The sequence below is a fragment of the Bombilactobacillus mellifer genome, assembly GCF_000970795.1.
In the GTDB taxonomy this organism is placed as follows: domain Bacteria; phylum Bacillota; class Bacilli; order Lactobacillales; family Lactobacillaceae; genus Bombilactobacillus; species Bombilactobacillus mellifer.
In genome coordinates this window covers 1-1,738 of the sequence record NZ_KQ034037.1, presented here as the reverse complement: position 1 = coordinate 1,738, position 1,738 = coordinate 1, and the positions used below count along the sequence as shown (strand labels likewise).

At 40.7% G+C, this 1,738-nt stretch carries 1 protein-coding gene; it reads left to right on the top strand.

Going from position 1 to position 1,738, the window contains the following annotated elements; translation table 11 throughout:
- The coding region (locus JG30_RS08725) for a BspA family leucine-rich repeat surface protein (protein WP_179854059.1) at positions 1–1,738 on the top strand (1,738 nt) is incomplete at both ends.

The following is a 1,738-nucleotide window of genomic DNA, read 5'->3' as shown; positions in this document are numbered from 1 at the left end:
TTTGTGGGGCTAGTGTGTGGTTTTGTCTTAACCCAACAACAGGCAGCTGCGGCAGCTACAAATGCTCAAGACCCTACAACCACGAGTATGGTGGCCCCGCGGAGTACAGCAACTGCGAAACCTGCTGAACCTAACCAAAATGAACAGCCTGTCAATCAACAGACTAGCACACAAAAGTCTATTACTACTACGGACACCGTTAACGAGACTGTTAACCAAGACCAAACTTCTAGAACTCAGTCTACAGTTTCACCTGCGACGAACACAAGTACAGAACTAACTAATTCCAGTAACAATCAGGCTACTTCCGCACAACCACAACAGGAAACTGCTACTCAGAACACGGCAGCTCATTCGTCAACTAATAGCGCTAATGAGGCTACTAACCAAGTAAGCCAACCTACAGCACCAGCAACCTTGCAAGCTACCAAGGCCACAAATAGCTCCAACACCGCCTCAACTACCACAGATCCTCAAGTAGAAACGATTGCCCAAGGTACTTGGGGCACCAGTAAGTGGGAATATACGCACCAAGGTGATGATTATATTTTACATTTCCATGCAGGAACCTTAGGCGCTAGCAGCCATGGTTATAATTATGATAATAACGAAGTCGGTAGCATCGGTGCTAGCCACGACATTTTTAATGGTAATTGGCAATGGAGTGACGCACTGACGCAAATTATTATTGATCCCGGAGTCAAAGCCAATCAGAACGCTAGTTATTTATTTGCAGGATTGAAGCATCTTCAACAGATTGTTGGTTTAGACAATCTTGATACTAATAGCGTTAATAATATGGCTCAGATGTTTGCTTACTGTTCCAAATTAACAAGTTTAGACCTCAGCAATTTCAATACCACTAACGTTACTGATATGAATGGAATGTTTTGGGGTTGTAACAATTTAACTAATTTAGATGTTAGCAATTTTAATACTGCTAATGTCAATAATATGGCAAATATGTTTGAATATGACTCAGGATTAACCAAGTTAGATCTCAGCAATTTCAATACTGCTAAGGTGACTAATATGCGTGAAATGTTTGCAGATTGCTCGGGATTAGCTAAACTAGATCTTGATCATTTCAATACCGCTAATGTTACAGATATGGGTCAAATGTTTTGGGGTTGCAACAATTTAACTAATTTAGATGTCAGCAATTTTAATACTGCTAATGTCAATAATATGGTTGAAATGTTTGAATATGACTCATCACTAACCAATTTAGATCTCAGCAATTTCAATACTGCTAAGGTTACTGATATGAGTCATATGTTTGCTGGTTGCTCTGGATTAACCAGTTTAGATCTTGGCAAGTTCGACACGAGCAATCTTTCCGATTTGGAAGGTATGTTTAGCTATTGTAATAACCTAAATCATTTGATTTTAGGTTCCAACATGCTTTTGAATGTCTATACCGGATTACCCAATGTTCCAGAAACCGGTACCCAAATTCCTGGTACTAATCGAGTAGTCGCCTCACCTTATTGGGTAGCCACCAGTGGTTATCAACAGGGACACAAGTATACTTCTACTGAGTTAATGGAATTAATCGGCCGCGATCAGGTGACGACTTATGATTGGGACAGTAAACCCGCCTTTACCCAAACGACGGAAACTAAAACCAAAGTCCGGACGATTAATCTCCATCAACCTAACGGTCAACTGAAAACAGAAACTCAGACAGTGGCCGTAAGTCGTCCGGTAACTATTAATCCTGATGGTTCTAAAACCT